Annotated in this window: 20 protein-coding genes and 1 other RNA gene; 11 read left to right on the top strand and 10 right to left on the bottom strand. The window is 64.4% G+C overall.

Annotation, left to right across the window (positions count from 1 at the left end; all coding sequences use genetic code 11):
- Positions 1–12 precede the first annotated feature (12 nt).
- The 3 genes from pyrC to rnpB all read left to right on the top strand — a co-directional run bounded on the left by pyrC (position 13) and on the right by rnpB (position 2,207).
- Entirely contained in the window at positions 13–1,047 is a 1,035-nt protein-coding gene (pyrC, locus tag R2669_RS11410; RefSeq protein ID WP_147217288.1) for a dihydroorotase, read from the top strand.
- A gap of 4 nt (positions 1,048–1,051) precedes the next feature.
- A complete protein-coding gene (locus R2669_RS11405) occupies positions 1,052–1,852 on the top strand; it encodes a DUF3025 domain-containing protein (RefSeq protein WP_316900853.1) in 801 nt (266 codons plus the stop codon).
- 13 nt (positions 1,853–1,865) lie between these two features.
- Positions 1,866–2,207: RNase P RNA component class A (rnpB, locus tag R2669_RS11400), an RNA gene on the top strand.
- A 1-nt stretch (position 2,208) separates the two neighbouring features.
- On the opposite strand, the gene R2669_RS11395 is transcribed toward rnpB, so the two are convergent.
- Complete coding sequence (locus R2669_RS11395; RefSeq protein ID WP_102064514.1) at positions 2,209–2,655, bottom strand: OsmC family protein; 447 nt, start codon at positions 2,653–2,655, stop codon at positions 2,209–2,211.
- A 700-nt stretch (positions 2,656–3,355) separates the two neighbouring features.
- On the opposite strand from R2669_RS11395, the gene rplM reads away from it, so the two are divergent.
- From rplM to erpA, 5 genes are all read left to right on the top strand, one after another.
- Positions 3,356–3,784, top strand: coding sequence for a 50S ribosomal protein L13 (gene rplM / locus R2669_RS11390; RefSeq protein WP_009239122.1), 429 nt, complete (start codon positions 3,356–3,358; stop codon positions 3,782–3,784).
- Positions 3,785–3,796: 12 nt separating this feature from the next.
- Positions 3,797–4,189, top strand: a complete 393-nt coding sequence (gene rpsI / locus R2669_RS11385) for a 30S ribosomal protein S9 (protein WP_004633190.1) — start codon at positions 3,797–3,799, stop codon at positions 4,187–4,189.
- A 231-nt stretch (positions 4,190–4,420) separates the two neighbouring features.
- Positions 4,421–5,176 (top strand): DUF6776 family protein, encoded by a 756-nt coding sequence (locus R2669_RS11380; protein WP_147217290.1) that lies wholly within the window; start codon positions 4,421–4,423, stop codon positions 5,174–5,176.
- Between the two features lie 43 nt (positions 5,177–5,219).
- On the top strand, positions 5,220–5,624 hold the full coding sequence (locus R2669_RS11375) for a bactofilin family protein (RefSeq protein ID WP_012761179.1): 405 nt from the start codon (positions 5,220–5,222) through the stop codon (positions 5,622–5,624).
- A gap of 126 nt (positions 5,625–5,750) precedes the next feature.
- Positions 5,751–6,125 (top strand): iron-sulfur cluster insertion protein ErpA, encoded by a 375-nt coding sequence (gene erpA, locus R2669_RS11370; protein ID WP_004633183.1) that lies wholly within the window; start codon positions 5,751–5,753, stop codon positions 6,123–6,125.
- Positions 6,126–6,193: 68 nt separating this feature from the next.
- Here erpA and R2669_RS11365 read toward each other — a convergent pair whose 3' ends face one another.
- A complete protein-coding gene (locus tag R2669_RS11365; protein WP_316900176.1) occupies positions 6,194–7,348 on the bottom strand; it encodes an anhydro-N-acetylmuramic acid kinase in 1,155 nt (384 codons plus the stop codon).
- A gap of 175 nt (positions 7,349–7,523) precedes the next feature.
- Here R2669_RS11365 and tyrS point away from each other — a divergent pair, with 175 nt between their 5' ends.
- From tyrS to R2669_RS11350, 3 genes are read left to right on the top strand one after another with little or no spacing between them, the layout of a single operon-like run.
- Complete coding sequence (gene tyrS / locus R2669_RS11360; protein ID WP_316900175.1) at positions 7,524–8,789, top strand: tyrosine--tRNA ligase; 1,266 nt, start codon at positions 7,524–7,526, stop codon at positions 8,787–8,789.
- On the top strand, positions 8,786–9,298 hold the full coding sequence (dtd, locus tag R2669_RS11355; protein WP_316900173.1) for a D-aminoacyl-tRNA deacylase: 513 nt from the start codon (positions 8,786–8,788) through the stop codon (positions 9,296–9,298). The genes tyrS and dtd overlap by 4 nt, the downstream gene beginning before the upstream one ends.
- Positions 9,299–9,317: 19 nt before the next feature.
- Positions 9,318–9,998 carry a histidine phosphatase family protein gene (locus tag R2669_RS11350; RefSeq protein ID WP_316888567.1) on the top strand — a complete coding sequence of 227 codons (681 nt, stop codon included), beginning with the start codon at positions 9,318–9,320 and terminating at the stop codon, positions 9,996–9,998.
- 5 nt (positions 9,999–10,003) lie between these two features.
- Here the strand turns inward: R2669_RS11350 and R2669_RS11345 are convergent, their stop codons facing one another.
- The 8 genes from R2669_RS11345 to dusB form a co-directional block, all read right to left on the bottom strand.
- Positions 10,004–10,720, bottom strand: a complete 717-nt coding sequence (locus tag R2669_RS11345; RefSeq protein WP_316900171.1) for a queuosine precursor transporter — start codon at positions 10,718–10,720, stop codon at positions 10,004–10,006.
- Positions 10,721–10,738: 18 nt separating this feature from the next.
- Positions 10,739–11,812, bottom strand: a complete 1,074-nt coding sequence (ruvB, locus tag R2669_RS11340; protein WP_316888566.1) for a Holliday junction branch migration DNA helicase RuvB — start codon at positions 11,810–11,812, stop codon at positions 10,739–10,741.
- Positions 11,813–11,875: 63 nt separating this feature from the next.
- The gene (gene ruvA, locus R2669_RS11335; RefSeq protein ID WP_012761185.1) at positions 11,876–12,457 is read right to left on the bottom strand and encodes a Holliday junction branch migration protein RuvA; all 582 of its coding nucleotides are present in this window, start codon (positions 12,455–12,457) and stop codon (positions 11,876–11,878) included.
- Between the two features lie 100 nt (positions 12,458–12,557).
- Positions 12,558–13,700, bottom strand: a complete 1,143-nt coding sequence (locus R2669_RS11330; protein ID WP_316900169.1) for a glycerophosphodiester phosphodiesterase — start codon at positions 13,698–13,700, stop codon at positions 12,558–12,560.
- Between the two features lie 87 nt (positions 13,701–13,787).
- Entirely contained in the window at positions 13,788–14,333 is a 546-nt protein-coding gene (gene ruvC / locus R2669_RS11325) for a crossover junction endodeoxyribonuclease RuvC (protein WP_092973250.1), read from the bottom strand.
- An 83-nt stretch (positions 14,334–14,416) separates the two neighbouring features.
- Complete coding sequence (gene purH, locus R2669_RS11320; protein WP_316900168.1) at positions 14,417–16,003, bottom strand: bifunctional phosphoribosylaminoimidazolecarboxamide formyltransferase/IMP cyclohydrolase; 1,587 nt, start codon at positions 16,001–16,003, stop codon at positions 14,417–14,419.
- A 96-nt stretch (positions 16,004–16,099) separates the two neighbouring features.
- Positions 16,100–16,333, bottom strand: coding sequence for a Fis family transcriptional regulator (locus tag R2669_RS11315; protein WP_004635563.1), 234 nt, complete (start codon positions 16,331–16,333; stop codon positions 16,100–16,102).
- Positions 16,330–17,397 carry a tRNA dihydrouridine synthase DusB gene (dusB, locus tag R2669_RS11310; protein ID WP_027678199.1) on the bottom strand — a complete coding sequence of 356 codons (1,068 nt, stop codon included), beginning with the start codon at positions 17,395–17,397 and terminating at the stop codon, positions 16,330–16,332. The genes R2669_RS11315 and dusB overlap by 4 nt, the downstream gene beginning before the upstream one ends.
- Between the last annotated feature and the right edge of the window lie 132 nt (positions 17,398–17,529).

Raw genomic sequence — 17,529 nt, 5'->3', positions numbered from 1 at the left:
TCCGCACGCACCATGACCGACACTCTTACGATCGTCCGCCCCGATGACTGGCACCTGCACCTGCGCGACGGCGATGCGCTCGCCGATGTGGTGGGCGACACCGCACGCCAGTTCGGCCGGGCGATCATCATGCCCAACCTCAAGCCGCCGGTGACGACCACCGCCCAGGCGCGCGCCTACCGCGAGCGCATCCTCGCTGCGCTGCCCGCCGGCACGCAGTTTGAGCCGTTGATGACGCTGTACCTGACCGACAACACGTCGCCGGACGTCATCCGCGAGGCCCGCGCCAGCGGTTTCATCCACGGCGTGAAGCTGTATCCCGCCGGCGCCACCACCAACAGCGATGCCGGCGTGACCGACCTGCGCCGCTGCGCCAAGACGCTCGAAGCCATGCAGGAAGTCGGCATGCCGCTGCTCGTGCACGGCGAGGTGACCGACCCGACCGTCGACATCTTCGATCGCGAGGCCGTCTTCATCGACACCGTGATGCTGCCGCTGCGCCGCGATTTCCCCGCGCTGAAGGTCGTGTTCGAACACATCACCACCAGGCACGCCGCCGAATACGTGCGCGATGCGGAAGGCCCGGTCGGCGCGACCATCACCGCCCATCATCTGCTGTACAACCGCAACGCCCTGTTTGTCGGCGGCATCCGCCCGCATTACTACTGCCTGCCGGTGCTCAAGCGCGAAACACACCGCCTGGCGCTCGTGGCCGCGGCCACCTCGGGCCACCCGCGCTTCTTCCTCGGTACCGACAGCGCGCCGCACGCCAAAGGCGTGAAGGAACACGCTTGCGGCTGTGCCGGCTGCTACACCGCGCTGCACGCCATGGAGCTGTACGCCGAGGCCTTTGAAGACGCCAACGCACTCGACAAGCTCGAAGGTTTCGCGAGCCTCCACGGGCCGGATTTCTACGGCCTGCCGCGCAACGCCGGCACGCTCACGCTCACGCGCTCGCAATGGCAGCTTCCCGCCGAAGTGCCGTTCGGCGAGCAGACGCTGGTGCCATTGCGCGGCGGCGAGATGCTGCGCTGGAAGTCTGTCTGAGTTGCTGGCCGCTGATCTCGGTGCGATCGACTGGGGCCATCCGGCGTTCGCGCCGCTCGCTGCAGTCGGCGCGCCGCTTGCAGACGCAATCGCGCGCGGCGCCGATCTTCGAGACGCACTGAATGCGCATCCGGTCGCGCAAGCGATCCGCACGTGCGGCGGCCATGCCGTGCGTTTTGTCCCGCAAGATGCACTGCCGGCCGGCACAGCTTACGAAGCACACATCGCCGCCACCGGCGAAGTGCCGACGCGGGACAATCTCCACGACTTTTTCAACGCCCTGATCTGGCTGCATTGGCCGCGTGCGAAGGTAGCGCTCAACGCACGTCAGGCGCGGGCGATTACGCAGGACGGGATTGGCGCGGCGCGCGGCACCGTTCGCGATGCCGCCACGCTGTTCGACGAAAACGCCCTGATCTTCGTGCACACCGAAGACGCGCCGGAGCGCTGCCTGACCGCGTTCGACTGGCGCGGTTTGTTCGTCGACGGCAGGGCGGCCTGGGGCGCCACGTGCGCGGTTCTGCCGTTCGGTCACGCAGTCTTGGAAAAGCTGGTCGCGCCTTACAAGTCGATTACCGCGCATGCGTGGCCGGTGCAGGTCGCTGCGTTGCCGGCGGACCGGCCCTCGCTCGACGCTGCGCTGGCCGAGACGCTGCTGCTTGCCGATCTCGCGCCCCGCCATTTCCGCCCGTTGCCCGTCATGGGGATCCCCGGCTGGTGCGATGGCAATGAAGACGCCGGCTTCTATCTGGACACGACAGTCTTTCGCCCGGGCCGGCGGCGATTCTTACCTGAACAGTGCTAGACTCGCGCCTCGCGAAGCGGACCAGACAACCGCTGCTTCCGCCGCCTCGTGCGAGCGGAAGGGGAGGAAAGTCCGGACTCCATAGAGCAGGGTGATGGCTAACGACCATCCACGGTGACGTGCGGAATAGGGCCACAGAGACGAGTCTTCGCCCGGGCTTCGGCCAGGGCGAAGGGTGAAACGCGGTAACCTCCACCCGGAGCAATCCCAAGTAAGCAGGCGATGAAGCGGCTCGCTGAGTCTGCGGGTAGGGAGCTTGAGCCGGCTGGCAACAGCCGGTCTAGAGGAATGGTTGTCACGCCGCTGGTTTCGGCCACGCGGCGCACAGAATCCGGCTTATCGGTCCGCTTCGCTTCTTATTCCGATGCCGTCGGCTGGCTGGCCAGGTCCACCAGTTCCAATGAGTGTGTGATCTCGGCCGTCTTGGCCAGCATGATCGACGCCGAGCAATACTTCTCGTGCGAGAGCTGCACGGCACGCTCCACCGTTTCCCGCTTCAGGTTGCGCCCCGTCACCGTGAAGGTGAAGTGGATGCGAGTAAAGACCTTCGGGTCGGTGTCAGCCCGGTCGGCGTGCAGCTTGACGCTGCAGCCCTGCACGTCCTGGCGACCGCGTTTGAGAATCAGTACCACGTCATAAGCGGTGCAGCCGCCGGTGCCGAGCAAGACCATTTCCATCGGGCGCGGTGCCAGATTGCGGCCGCCGCCGTCCGGCGCGCCATCCATCGTGACGAGATGGCCGCTGCCAGTTTCCGCCAAAAAGGCCATGCCATCCGGGCCGGTCCAGCTCACTGTGCAATCCATGTCCAATCCTTGTGCAGAAGGTCGGCCAGCGCCGACGAAAAGCCACATTGTAGCCACCGGCCCGCGCCCGCGTTGCCGGCCTAGGGTGAACGCGGCTTGACAGTGATACCCGCGTGAAAAGGTGCAACCCGTCTCTTCTGCACCCAAATCGCGCCAGAATTGGAGGGATATCTCTAGTGCGCACCCGATCGATGGATCGGTATTTTTCACAAGCAATTGATTTTAAAAGGAAATGATGGCCTATCGATCATGCGATTCGCGTTCCGCATTACGAAATGCAATTTCGTAGTGCAAATTTCCTTGCGCATGCCCCAGAACTGGGTATAATTTGCACCATTGGATCGGCTGATGCGGTGCAACCCACCAAGTCAACGATCAGCAGGTGTCTCCTCCACCCTCCTCCTTTGGTGGATTCAAACCCAAGCTTCATGGCTTGGGTTTTTTTTCGCCCATTGGCCTCGGGCGTGCCTTTTTTCTTGTGTCAAGGGGTCTCTGCGGGGTACAATCGAAATCTTTTCCGGATTGCCCGCGGAAAAGAAATCCAGAGAGCCCGCACCAACAAGCGGGAAGGCGGGCCGGCGATGACCTCGCATGGGGTTGCGCAGGCGTCCGCAAGACGATCCGTTCGTGAGCAGTCTGAACGCAAGTTCTCAGCGCGATACGGGTCCACTCGGGCACTGACTCAATATTTGGAAAAATCATGAAGACCTTTTCCGCAAAGCCCCATGAGGTGAAGCGCGATTGGTACGTGATTGACGCGACGGACAAGGTCCTCGGGCGTGTCGCCAGCGAAGTGGCACACCGACTGCGCGGCAAGCACAAGCCCGAATTCACTCCGCACGTCGATACCGGCGATTTCATCATCGTTATCAACGCAGCCAAGCTGCGTGTGACGGGCGCCAAGACGACCGACAAGAAGTACTATCGCCACTCGGGTTACCCGGGCGGTATCTACGAAACGACGTTTGGCAAGATGCAGCAGCGTTTCCCGGGCCGCGCCCTGGAGAAGGCTGTGAAGGGCATGCTGCCGAAGGGTCCGCTGGGCTACGCGATGATCAAGAAGCTGAAGGTTTACGCCGAAGGCTCGCATCCGCACGAAGCTCAGCAGCCGAAAGCGCTGGAAATCTAAGGGGCCTAATCCATGATCGGAAACTGGAACTATGGCACCGGCCGCCGCAAGAGCGCTGTGGCACGTGTCTTCATCAAGTCCGGCAAGGGCGACATCATTGTCAACGGCAAGGCCATCAACGAGTACTTTGCTCGTGAAACCTCGCTGATGATCGTGCGTCAGCCGCTGGAACTGACCAACCACGCAGCTACGTTCGACATCAAGGTGAACGTGGTTGGCGGCGGTGAAACCGGCCAAGCAGGTGCGGTGCGTCACGGCATCACCCGCGCCCTGATCGACTACGACGCAACGCTCAAGCCCGCCCTGTCGAAGGCCGGTCTGGTGACGCGCGATGCACGTGAAGTCGAGCGTAAGAAGGTCGGTCTGCGCAAGGCCCGCCGCGCCAAGCAGTTCTCGAAGCGTTAATCCGCTTCCTGCTGCTTCAGCAAAAAACCACACCCTCGGGTGTGGTTTTTTGTTTTGGAGCGTTCGAACCAAACGGTGTGATGTTTTCAGCGCCTTGCTTACCCTTTGCAACAGCTCCGACATGTCGGCGAGACTACAATTCACATTTCGTTAGCGTTCGGTCCGTATGATGCAATCCGCTGTTTCTCCTAATCCGATTCTGATTCGCAACGCGGGTCAGGAGGCGTGCGCATGAAGGCGCGTCGCTTGTTGCGTCGCGCCTCCGTGCTTGCTCCGAACGTCACCGTACGTTCGCGCTTGCCCTGGCCGGTAACGGTTCTGCTGATTGCGGTGGTATTTGGGCTTGCGGCGGCAGCGGCGCTGTGGGCCTTCGAGGAAGGGCGCCGCCTGACGGGGCCGCACGACGCCGATTTGCGGGCAATGAACCGCGAACTGACCGCCAAGTTGTCCGCCGTGCAGGCCGAGCGAGACAAGCTCGCTGCGTCCGCCGGCACGGTGGATGCCCGTCTGGGTATCGCAGAAGGCGCCCAGGCGCAAATGGCCGAGCAACTCAAGGCGCTGGAAACTGAAAACGCACAGTTGAAGGAGGATCTGGCCTTCTTCGACAGCCTCTTGCCTGCACCAACCAATTCCGCCGGGATTTACGTGCGCAGCTTCCGCATCGCACCGGACGAGGCCCTACCGACGCGCATGCGCTTCCGGGTTCTGCTGATGCAAGGCGGCGGCAAGGCCTTCGCACCGGTCTCAGAATTCGAGGGGCAATTGGCGCTCACGCTGAACGTGGTGCAAGGTGGCAAACCTGCTACGATCGATTTCCCGGGTTCGGTGGTCAGCGGATCGCCCGCCGCCAGCGCCCGCGTCAAGCTCACGCACTACCAGCGGCTCGAGGGTTGGGTCGACGTGCCTCCCGGCACCACGGTGCAATCGGTGATGGTGAAAGTGCTGCAGAACGGCAAGATCAAAGCGAGCCAGAGTTTTTCCATCTGACGGGCGCTGTCCTGTCGAGGATCCGTACACAGAGGAGTCGACGATGCTGTTTGGCAAAAAGAAAGGGCTGGCGATTGAAACGCTACTTGGCGCCCGCACCAAGCTGGAGGGGGATTTGCGCTTCTCTGGCGGTTTGCGGATCGACGGGGAGATTAAAGGCAACATCTACGGCGATCCGGACAAGCCCAGCATGTTGGTGATTACCGACAGCGCCCGCGTGGAAGGTGAAGTCCACGTCGGGCACCTGATCCTGAACGGCACGGTGGTCGGTCCCGTGCATGTGGCGGAGTTGCTGGAGCTGCAGCCGAAGGCGCGCATCGAGGGCAACGTCCAATATGCGGCGCTGGAAATGCACCAGGGTGCCGTCGTCATGGGCACGCTGACGCACGCAGCGCCCGGCGATGTGAAGTTGCTGCCAAATCTCAAGCTGGCATCCAACCAGGATTGATCACATCCCGCGCCGGCCGTTGCTGGCGCACCGCACAATGCCCACTTGAAACGCGGGGCTTCGGCACGATTTGCAGCTTGCGCTTAAAATACAGGCAAGTTTCAGACGTTCCCACAGGAGATTTTCATGAACGCAGTCGCGCAGGCAGCCACGCCCGATGTGAACGAGGTTCCGGCTCCGCTGGTCTTTACGGACAGCGCTGCGGACAAGGTCAAGCAACTGATTGAAGAAGAAGGCAACCCGGAGTTGAAGCTGCGCGTGTTCGTGCAAGGCGGCGGGTGCTCGGGCTTCCAGTACGGCTTCACCTTTGACGAAGAGACCAACGAAGACGATACGACCATGACCAAGAATGGCGTGTCGCTCTTGATCGACTCGATGAGCTACCAGTATCTGGTGGGCGCCGAGATCGACTACAAGGAAGACATCAACGGCGCCCAGTTCGTCATCAAGAACCCGAATGCTTCGACCACGTGTGGTTGCGGCTCGTCGTTCTCGGTCTGACGCCGCATCGCTGTAAAGAAAAAGCGCACTCCGGTGCGCTTTTTTGTTGCCTGCAGATTGACCAATGCTCAAGCCGCGTAGATTGCGCCCAGGATGCGGCCGCCCGATGCGCCGGTTGCGGTGTGCAGATTGCCGTGGGCGCGTAGCACGCACTGTCGCGCGAGCCACGCGAAGGCCAATGCCTCGACCTGATGCGCGGGCACGCCGAAATCATCGGTCGGCGCGACGCGCACGCCCGGCAATTGCTGCGCGATACGTGCCGTCAGCGCGCCATTGCGAGCACCGCCGCCGCAGATCAACAGCGATTCCGCCTGTGGCGCGTGGGCACGTACGGCATCGGTGATGGTGTCGGCGGTGAGCGCGAGCAGCGTGGCTTGAACATCTTCGGGGCGGGCGGCGTTCAACGCATCGCCGAGGGTTTGTTGCAGCCACGCCGGGTTGAACAGGTCGCGGCCGGTGCTTTTGGGCGGTGGCGCCGCAAAAAACGGCTCGGCCTTCAGACGCGCGAGCAGGGTTTCGTCGATGCGTCCGGTGCGGGCCCAGGTGCCGTCGGCGTCGTAGCGGGTGTCGCGGTGCGTATGGACCCAATAGTCCATCAGCGCGTTACCCGGGCCGCAATCGAAGCCGAGCACGGCGTCGCGCGCGTCCGAAGCCTGCGGCGGCAAGACCGTGAGATTGGCGATGCCGCCAATGTTGCACACCACGCGCCATGCATCCGGCAGACCGAACAGCGCGCGATGCACCGCCGGTACGAGCGGTGCCCCTTGGCCCCCGGCGGCGATGTCGCGGCTGCGGAAATCGGCAACGACGTCGATGCCGGTGCGCTCGGCCAACACCGCAGGGTGCTGGCTCTGGCGGGTGTAGCCGATGCCGTCATGCGCGCCGGGCTGATGACGGATCGTCTGTCCGTGCGCGCCGATGGCCCGCACGTCGCGCGCGACGAGGGCGGCAACCGCAAGCAGCTTGGCAACGCATTCGGCGTAGACCGCGGCCAGCGCGTTGGCGGCCAGCGCTTCACGATGGATTTCGTCGTGGCCGGCGTGTTGCAGGTCCAGAAAGCGCTGGCGCAGTTCGGGCGAGAAAGGCACGTAGGCGTCTGCCAGGACGGTCGGGTGTTCGCCGGAAAAGTCCGCCAGCACGCCGTCGACGCCGTCCAGGCTGGTGCCCGACATCAGGCCGATGTAGCGATCGGCGGGGAGTGCGGTGTGGTTGGAATGGCTCATGCGCGACAGCTTACCAGCGCAATGGCGGGCCAAATGGACACATCACGGTAAAATCGCGGGATTGCGCGGCCGGCACGTTCGAATCGATGTCGGCCATCGCGCACGCACCGTTTCCCCGATTGTTGATCCGTTCGCGCCGTTTTCCATGTGCGGCGCGGTGACTTTTCCTTTTGCCATGACCGCATCTGCCACTTCCGCCGCTTCCGACAACGCCACGCCGGGCAAACCCAAGTATCCGGTCACCCCGGAGGTGGCGCACGCGATGGAAGTGTCGCTGCGCGGCTGCGACGAACTGCTGATCGCCGCCGAGTGGGAGCAGAAGCTGGCCAAGAGCGCCGCGACCGGCGTGCCCCTGCGCATCAAGCTGGGCCTGGATCCGACGGCGCCCGACATCCACATCGGCCACACCGTGGTGCTCAACAAGATGCGCCAGCTGCAGGACCTGGGGCATCAGGTGATCTTCCTGATCGGCGATTTCACCTCGACGATTGGCGACCCGTCCGGCCGCAACGCCACGCGCCCGCCGCTGACGCGCGAGCAGATCGAAGCCAACGCGCAGACGTACTACCGCCAGGCCAGCATGGTGCTGGACCCGAGCAAGACCGAGATCCGCTACAACAGCGAATGGTGCGACCCGCTGGGCGCGCGCGGCATCATCCAGCTTGCCGCCAAGTACACCGTCGCCCGCATGATGGAGCGCGACGACTTCACCAAGCGCTACAAGGCCGGCGTGCCGATCTCGGTGCACGAATTCCTCTATCCGCTGATGCAGGGTTACGACTCGGTCGCGCTCAAATCGGATCTGGAGCTGGGCGGCACCGACCAGAAGTTCAATCTGCTGGTCGGCCGCGAACTGCAGAAGGAATACGGCCAGGAGCCGCAGTGCATCCTGACGATGCCACTGCTGGTGGGCCTGGACGGCGTCGAGAAGATGTCCAAGTCCAAGGGCAACTACGTCGGTATCAGCGAGGCGCCGAACGACATGTTCGGCAAGCTGATGAGCATTTCCGACGACCTGATGTGGACGTACTACACGCTGCTGTCGTTCCGCCCGCTCGCCGAGATCGATCTAATGAAGCAAGAAATCGCGCTGGGCCGCAACCCCCGCGATTGCAAAGTGCTGCTGGCGCAGGAGATCGTTGCCCGTTTCCACAGCCAGGCCGATGCCGAGCGCGCGCTGGAAGATTTCAACCACCGAGCACGCGGCGGTGTGCCGGACGACATTCCGCAGATCGAACTGTCGGGCGCGCCGCTGGGTATTGCGCAACTGCTCAAGCAGGCTGGGCTGTGCCCGTCCACGTCGGACGCCAACCGCAACATTGAGCAGGGCGGCGTGAAGATCGACGGCACTGTCATCAGCGACAAGGCCCTGAAGATCGAGGCCGGCACGTTCGTGATGCAGGTCGGCAAGCGTCGTTTTGCGCGCGTGGTGCTGAAGTGATTGGACTGATCCAGCGGGTGTCCGAGGCGGCTGTCCGTGTGGACGGCCGCGTCGTCGGCGAGATCGGCCCGGGTTTGCTCGCACTGGTCTGCGCCGAACGCGGGGACACCGCCGCCGAGGCCGATCGTCTGCTTGAGAAGCTGTTGAACTATCGCGTGTTCTCCGACGGGCAAGGCAAGATGAACCTGCCCGTGCGCAACATCGACGGCAACGGGCAGGCGGGCGGCTTGCTGGTCGTATCGCAGTTCACGCTGGCGGCCGATACCAAGTCCGGCACGCGGCCGAGTTTCACGCCCGCCGCCGCGCCGGAAGATGGCCGCCGCCTGTACGAACACTTCGTGGCGCGCGCGCGTGCCCAGCATCCCATCGTGGCGACCGGCGAATTTGGCGCCGACATGAAGGTGTCGCTCGTCAACGATGGTCCGGTCACGTTCTGGCTGCAGATTGCGCCGCAAGCCGCTGCATCTGTTGCCAAGACCGTCACGCCGGAAGCGGCCAAATCTGTCTGATCCGTCCAGGAACCCTGAGATGCCACGCGCCGCCGCCATCCCCCTGCCGATGCCGCAGATCACGCACATCGTGCTCATCCGCCACGGCGAGACCGACTGGAACCGTGAGCGCCGCCTGCAAGGCCAGCTGGACGTGCCGCTGAACATGCAAGGGCTCGAGCAAGCGGCGCAGTTGGGCAAGGCACTCGCGCGTGAGCAGTTCGATGCGGTCTATGCGAGCGATCTGTCGCGAGCGAAGCAGACGGCGCAGGCGCTGGCAGATGAAGTGGGGGCGACGGTGCGTGATGACGCGGGCTTGCGCGAGCGCTGCTACGGCCAGTTCGAAGGCCTGACATACGCCGAAGTTGCCGCCCAGCATCCGGCGGAGTTTGATGCCTGGCAAAACCGCGTACCCGAATTCGCCCCGCCCGGCGGAGAGACGCTCACGGAATTCCACGAGCGTGCGGTCGAGACTGCGTTGCGCCTGATTCGCCGTCATCCCGGCGAGCGCATCGCGCTGGTCAGCCACGGCGGCGTGCTGGATTGCCTGTATCGCCACGCCAACGCCATGACGCTCACGGAGCCGCGCCGGCATGAGCTGCGCAACGCGAGCATCAACCGGCTTTCATCCGACGGTCATCAGTTGACCGTGCTGCAGTGGGGCGATGTCGCGCACCTCGATTTGCTGGTGCTCGACGAGGTGGACCGCCGCGTTCCCTGAACGCGCTACACCTTCAGCCGGAACGGCGTGAAGTCGGTATCGCGGTCGTAGTAATCCTCGTTCTCGGCGCGCTTGAGGAAGGCGACGACGCGGTAGGTGAGCGGCGTTGCGACGATTTCCCAGGCGGTCTTGAGGATGTATTGCGCGATGGCCACGCGCAGCACCTGCCCGTGCGGCCAGATGCCATAGAAGGCGATCACGTAGAACAGCGACGAATCGACTGCCTCGCCCACCACCGTGGACCCGACAATGCGCGTCCACAGCCATTTCCCCTCCGTCGCGATCTTCATCTTCGCCAGCGTGTAGCTGTTGGCGAAGCTGCCGCACCAGAATGCGATGAGCGAGCCGGCCACGATGCGCGGCGTGTTGCCGAACACGTCGTTCAGGCTCTTCTGGTAGTCCGCCATGAAGGGCGCCACCGGCAGCGCCAGCACCACCAGCGACATGAACGACGCGAAGATCAGTGCCGCAAAGCCTGCCCAGACCACGCGCCGATCACGTCCGTAGCCGTACACCTCGGTGAGGATGTCGCCAAAGATGTACGAGATCGGGAAGAACAGCACGCCGGCGCCAAACGTCACCGGCCCAATGATCGGCAACGTGACCTGCGCCGCCTTGGCCGCACCGATCAGGTTCGAACACAGCAGCACCGTGACGAAGGCCGCCATGATGAAGTCGTAGTAGCGGAACGTGCGGTTTGGGTGGTGCGGGGCGGCGGACATGTCGGGGAGGGCGGACGCTTATTGGTTGTCGTCCCAGAGGTCCGGCACCGGACCGCTCTTGGGTGCGCCCAGCCCGAAATGCTGGTACGCCGATGCCGTGGCCACCCGCCCGCGCGGCGTGCGCTGCAGGTAGCCCTGCTGGATCAGGTAGGGCTCAAGCACGTCTTCAATCGTGTCGCGCTCTTCGCCGATGGCGGCGGCCAGGTTGTCGATGCCGACCGGCCCGCCGTTGAACTTGTGCAGGATCGCTTCGAGCAGCTTGCGGTCCATCAGGTCGAAGCCGACGGCATCCACATCAAGCATGGCCAATGCGGCATCGGCGACTTCGCGCGTGATGACGCCGTCGGCCTTGACCTCGGCGTAGTCGCGCACGCGGCGCAGCAGGCGGTTGGCGATACGCGGCGTGCCGCGCGAGCGCTTGGCGATTTCCAGCGCACCTTCGTCGACGATATGGGCGTTCAGCAGGCCCGACGAGCGCGTGACGATCTTCGCCAGTTCGGCCGGCGTATAGAACTCCAGCCGCGCCACGATCCCGAAGCGGTCGCGCAACGGGTTGGTCAGCATGCCGGCCCGCGTGGTGGCCCCCACCAGCGTGAACGGCTGCAGATCGAGCTTGACCGAGCGCGCCGCCGGGCCCTCGCCGATCATGATGTCGATCTGGTAGTCCTCAAGCGCCGGGTACAGGATTTCTTCCACCACCGGCGAGAGCCGATGAATCTCGTCGATGAAGAGGACGTCGTTGGCTTCGAGGTTCGTGAGCAGCGCGGCCAGGTCGCCCGGGCGCTCCAGCACGGGGCCGGAAGTCTGGCGCAGGTTGACGCCCATTTCGCGCGCGATGATGTGCGCCAGCGTCGTCTTGCCGAGACCCGGCGGGCCGAACAGCAGCACATGGTCCAGCGCTTCGCTGCGGTTCTTGGCCGCGGTCATGAAGATGTCGAGCTGGCCGCGCACCTTCTCCTGGCCGACGTATTCGTCGAGCAGCTTGGGGCGCAACGCGCGCTCGAACGCCTCCTCGTTGGGGGAGGCGGGGGAGGCTGAGATGATGCGCTCAGCGGAGACAGCCTTGGCGGCGAGCTTGTCGGTTTCGATCATGACGGGCAGACGGCGCCGGGACGGCGCGAGCAGGCCATTCTACCGTCTTGCCGCGCCCGGGCGTCAGCCCTTGGACAGCGCCTTGAGCGCCAGCTTGATCCCCTCGGATACGCCCGTGCCGGCTGGCACCTGCTTGATGGCGAGCGCCGCTTCCTTGTCGGAATACCCCAGCGCCAGCAAGGCGTTGAGCACGTCGACCGCGTCGTCCGAGACGGCCGGGCCGCCGGGCACGGCACCGAGGTCGGCGCCCAGCTTGCCTTTAAGCTCCAGCAGCAGGCGCTCGGCCGTCTTCTTGCCGATCCCCGGGATGCGCGTCAGCCGCCCGGCTTCCTGCAGCGTGACGGCCTGCGCGAGTTCGGCTACCGACATACCCGACAGCACCGCCAGCGCAATGCGCGCGCCGATGCCGGAAATCTTGATGAGCTGGCGGAAGGTTTCACGCTCGGCGGCGGTGCCGAATCCGTAGAGCAGATGGGCGTCCTCACGCACGATCTGCTGGGTCAGCAGCACGACCTTTTCGCCGGTGGCGGGCAGGTTGTAGAACGTGCTCATCGGCACGTCGATCTCGTAGCCGACGCCGTGGCAATCGACCAGCAGGTGCGGCGGGTTCTTTTCGATCAGCGTCCCGGCGATGCGTCCGATCATGGGTGGGGTTCCTCCTCCAAAACGGGACGCAGTGTAGCCGAAACCTACCGCACGGCCGATCCAGGGTCAGCCGCGCGCGCTACGGTTCCGATGCGCAACACTAGCGCTTGAAGGTCGACACGGCTTGCCGACCCACCGCCGGATCATCGGTAAAGAAGCCATCGACGCCCGCACGCAGGAACGTCTGGATCTCCCTGATCGAGCCGTTGACGTTGCGCGTGTTATCCGCACCGCTGCGCAGCGACGGCGGCAGGAAGGTGTTCTCCGGGCGGAAGGTGTACGGATGAACGACCAGCCCAGCGTTGTGCGCGTTGCGGATCAAGTCGGTCGGATCGGTCAGCTTGCCGTTCGCGTCGAGGCCCATGATGCTGCTCTTGTCCGGGCCGACGCCGTTGGCGTACGCGGCGATGTCGCGCATGCCCTGGCTCGTCATCATGTCGCCGAAGGTGCGGCTGTCTTTGGCGACCACAAAGTCGTAGGGCTGTCGTCCGGATGTGCCCATCAGCTGCACGAGCTTCCAGTTCGGCTGGCTGCCGCCGATCTTGTTGCGGATCGCCTTGAGGTTGGCGACCTCGAACGACTGGATGTAGACCGTCGTGCGGCTGGCCGTGAAGGCGTCGCGGCGCAGACCGTCGATCAGCCTGTCTTCGAGCGGCAGACCGATCGACTGGAAGTACGTCGGATGTTTCGTCTCGGGATAGATGCCGATGTTGCGGCCGAGCCTGGCGGATTGGTCCCGCGCGAGCGCGATGATCTCGTCGAGCGTTGGGATGTCGAACTGGTCGTTGTAGGCGACGTTGTCGGGGCGGATGCTGGGGATGCGCTCGCGTGCACGCAGCGTTTTCAATTCACCGAGCGTGAAGTCTTCGGTGAACCAGCCGGTGACGCTCTGGCCGTCGATCGTCTTGGTGGTCTTGCGGCCGGCAAACGCGGCCACGTCGGCCACGTTCGTCGTGCCGGAGATTTCGTTCTCGTGGCGCGCAACCAGCACGCCATCTTTGGTGGAGACGAGATCCGGCTCGATGATGTCGGCGCCGTCGTCGATGGCTTTCTGGTAGGAGGCCAGCGTGTGCTCCGGCCGCAATGCGGAGGCACCACGATGGCCGATCACCTGCACCGTGGCGATAGGCGTGGTGTTGCCACCGCCGTTGCCGCCACCGTGGTTGTATTCCAGGCGGCAGGCGGACAACACCAGCGAGGCACTCAAGACGAACGGGCTCAGCAGGATGAGACGGCGCAGCATCGGGGGGCTCCTGAATCCTGAAGACGGGTACCCCGCATGGTAGTCGCCGCGTGTGGGTGCAGCTACCTGCCGGCGTTAAGAATCCTGTCAGCCGACGAGGCGCCCGCGCCGCACGCGCAGGCCCTTTTGCGCAAGCTGCGGCGCCAGCCCGGCCATGGCGGCCAGCGTTTCGCCGCCGTGCGCATGGCAGATCGCCACGCCCAGCGCGTCGGATGCATCCGCGCCGGGTTTGCCCTCGAGGTTGAGCAAGCGTACGACCATTTCCTGCACCTGATCCTTGTTGGCGCGGCCGTAGCCGACCACGGCCTGCTTCAGTTGCAGCGCGGTGTATTCGAACACGGGCAGGTCGCCGCTCATCAGGCCGCAGATCACCGCGCCACGGGCCTGACCCAGCAGTAGCGTCGATTGCGGGTTGACGTTGACGAACACCTTTTCGATGGAAGCGCAGTCCGGCCGGTAGGTGCTCACCAGTTCGGAAACACCGTCATACAGCGTTTTCAGGCGGCTGGGCAGGTCGGCATTGCCGTTGCTCTTGATCGTGCCCGAGGCCACGTAGACGAGCTTGTGGCCGTGCCGTTCAAGCACGCCGAAACCCGTGGTGCGAAGGCCGGGGTCGATGCCGAGGATGCGCATGAAATGGAGCGGAGCAGAAAAGAAAAACGGGGCAGGCGCCAGTCTACGCCTTGCCCCGCTGATCGGTCGAACGACCGTGCCGTTTAGTGGCGGAAGTGGCGGGTGCCCGTGAAGATCATCGCCACGTTGCGCTCGTCGGCGGCGGCGATCACTTCATCGTCGCGCACCGAGCCGCCCGGCTGGATCACGCACGAGGCGCCAGCGTCGACCACCACGTCCAGGCCATCGCGGAACGGGAAGAACGCATCCGACGCCACAGCCGAACCGGCCAGCGTCAGGCCCGCGTTCTGGGCCTTGATGCTCGCGATGCGGGCGGAATCGACGCGGCTCATCTGGCCGGCGCCCACGCCCAGCGTCATGCCGCCGCCGCAGAAGACGATGGCGTTCGACTTGACGAACTTGGTGACGCGCCAGGCGAACATCAGGTCGTCCATTTCCTTCGGCGTCGGGTGGCGCTTGGTGACCACGCGCAGTTCGCTCGGCTGTACGTTCTTGGCATCCGGGCTTTGCACCAGCAGGCCGCCGCCGACGCGCTTGAAGTCGTACGCGTTCACGCCCGCATTTGCCTCATTCGCCAGCGGAATTTCCAGCACGCGAACGTTCTGCTTGCCCGCGAACACGGCACGCGCGCCTTCCGAGAACCCCGGGGCGATCAGCACTTCCACGAACTGCTTGGCCACCACCTGTGCGGCCGCTTCATCCAGCGGCACGTTGAAGGCGATGATGCCGCCGAAGGCCGAGGTCGAATCGGTCTTGAAGGCCTTCTCGTACGCTTCCTGCGCGGTGCCGCCGATGGCCACGCCGCACGGGTTGGCGTGCTTGATGATCACGCACGCCGCGCCCTTGGCCGGGTCGAACGACTTCACGCATTCCCACGCGGCATCGGCGTCGGCGATGTTGTTGTACGACAGCTCCTTGCCCTGCAGTTGCGTGTAGTTGGCGAGCGCGCCGTCGACGGCTTTCAGGTCGCGGTAGAACGCGGCGGATTGGTGCGGGTTCTCGCCGTAGCGCATCTCCTGCACCTTCTCGAAGGCCAGGTTCAGCGTTTGCGGATAGGCGCTGCGCGTGCTGTGCGACTTGTCGGCGCCCAGGCTCGTCAGGTAGTTCGTGATGGCGCCGTCGTACTGCGCGGTGTGCGCGAACACCTTCTTGGCCAGCATGAAGTTGGTTTCGTAGCCGACCGTGTTGTTGTTGGCCTGCATTTCGGCCAGCACGGTGGCGTAGTCGGCCGGGTCAACGATGACCGTCACATCACGGTGGTTCTTGGCCGCCGAGCGCAGCATGGTCGGGCCACCGATGTCGATGTTCTCGATGGCGTCGGCTAGCGAGCATTCGTCCTTGGCCACCGTCTGCTGGAACGGGTACAGGTTCACCACCAGCAGGTCGATGGTCGGGATGCTGTGTTCGGACAGCGCGGCCATGTGCTCCGGTAGGTCGCGGCGGGCCAGGATGCCGCCGTGCACTTTCGGATGCAGCGTCTTGACGCGGCCGTCGAGCATTTCCGGAAAGCCGGTGTAGTCCGCCACTTCCGTCACGGGCAGGCCGGACTCGGCGAGCAGCTTGGCGGTGCCGCCGGTGGAGAGGAGCTTGACGCCGCGCTCGTGCAGGGCACGGGCAAAGTCGACGATGCCGGTCTTGTCGGAAACGGAAAGCAGGGCTTGCTGGATCATGGTGGAAACGCCGGTAGGCGGGTGTGGCGCTGGGTTTGCCGAACTGGCAGGAGGCGCCGTCAGAAAGGAAATCGGTTCAAAGGCCGGCCCGCAACCTCAGATGAGGCCGTGCTGCTGCAACTTCTTGCGCAGCGTGTTGCGGTTGATGCCGAGGTAGTCGGCCGCCTGCGACTGGTTGTTGGAAGCCCATTCCATCACGGTTTCCAGCAGCGGCCGCTCGATGGCCTGCAGCACCATGTCGTAGACGTTGGACGGGTTCTCGCCGTCCAGGTCACGGTAATACGCATCCAAGCTGTCGCGGATGCAACGTTCGATCGGGTTGCGGCTCATGCGGCAAGCAGTTCCTTGTTGTTGTCGTTGTTGCCCGTCGTGGGGTGGTCGCCACCGGTGGCCTGGTCTTCGTAGACCAGGCGGTCGGACAGCGCACGCTGCTCGTCGAAGAACGCATTGACGGCGGCCAGCTGGGCCGCGGTGTCTTCGATGGTGTTCATGCGGTGGCGGAACAGGTTGGCCCCCGCCAACCCGCGCGTGTACCAGGCGATGTGCTTGCGCGCGGTGCGCACGCCGGTGTATTCGCCATAGAACGCGTAGTGCTCTTCCAGATGCGCGTTCATGATGCCGCGAATCTCTTCCACTTCCGGCGCGGGCAGCAGCGTGCCGGTCTGCAGGAAATGGGAAATCTCGCGGAACAGCCACGGGCGCCCCTGCGCCGCGCGGCCGATCATGATGGCGTCCGCGCCCGTTACGGCCAGCACGTGCTTGGCCTTGGCCGGCGTGGTGATGTCGCCGTTGGCCACCACCGGAATGCGCACCGACGCCTTGACCGCGGCGATGGTGTCGTATTCCGCTTCACCGTGATACAGATCGGCGCGCGTGCGGCCGTGCACGGTCAGCATGCTGATGCCGGCGTCCTGCGCAATGCGGGCCACGCTCAATGCGTTGCGGTGTTCGCGGTCCCAACCGGTGCGGATCTTCAGCGTCACTGGCACGCGATCGCCGACTGCACCGACCACGGCCTCGACAATGCGCTGGACCAGCGGCTCGTTCTGCAGCAGGGCAGAACCGGCAGCCACGTTGCACACCTTCTTGGCCGGGCAGCCCATGTTGATGTCGATGATCTGCGCGCCGCGATCGACGTTGTAGCGCGCCGCTTCGGCCATCATCATCGGCTCGGCGCCGGCAATCTGCACGGCGATCGGCTCGACCTCGCCCGTGTGGTTGGCGCGCCGCATGGTCTTCTCGCTCTTCCAGAGCTGCGCGTTGGACGCGACCATCTCGGACACCGCATAGCCCGCGCCCAGCCGCTTGCAGAGCTGGCGGAACGGGCGGTCCGTCACACCCGCCATGGGGGCGACGAACAGGTTGTTGCGAAGGGTATGCGGTCCGATCTGCAAGGCTGGCGAGGAAGAAGCGGCTGAAAGAAACGAAAAATCACCCCTTCCGCCCAGCGTCGGACGACGATCGGGCGGAGCGACGGGAGTGAAAAATGCGAGGACGGGATTTTACCGCCAAACCGCCGGATTGCC

It is taken from the genome of Ralstonia edaphi (assembly GCF_958350185.1).
Lineage (GTDB): Bacteria > Pseudomonadota > Gammaproteobacteria > Burkholderiales > Burkholderiaceae > Ralstonia > Ralstonia edaphi.
This window is presented reverse-complemented; position numbering and strand designations above follow the sequence as displayed.